This window comes from Planomonospora algeriensis (genome assembly GCF_977012225.1).
On the sequence record NZ_CDRNDK010001125.1, the window covers coordinates 1 to 386 of the forward strand.

Below are 386 nucleotides of genomic sequence, written 5' to 3' on the forward strand. Positions count from 1 at the left end.
GACGATCGGGCGGTCAGCGCTGGAGGATGGCCCGTTCGCCTTCGCCGGCCGGTTCCTCGAAACCGGCCAGGTAGCGGTCGAGCAGTTCTTCGGAGACCGTTACGGCGTTCGCGCCCCGGACGGTGTTGCGTACCTCTTCGGCGGCGCCCTTGTGCCGCTCGTACTCGTCCGGCGCGAACTCCGCCCCGTCCCGTCCGAAGCGCCGCCAGATCTCCTCGTCGATCGAGAGCCGGGTGTAACCGCTCTCCTCCAGAGCCAGGGCGTACGTCGTCTTGCCGGACCCGGCGAGACCGCACATCATCACGACCGTACGGTCCGGAGTGCCCGCAGTCCCGCAGGGCATGACCTCCTCCATGTCGATCAAGGCTATCGCCTCGGTCGGAGCT

General features: G+C 68.1%; 1 protein-coding gene. It reads right to left on the reverse strand.

The annotated features are described in order from the left end of the window. Positions 1-13: 13 nt before the first annotated feature. A partial coding sequence (locus ACWJ6R_RS38110; protein WP_449066817.1) for an AAA family ATPase occupies positions 14-386 on the reverse strand: 373 nt, incomplete at its 5' end.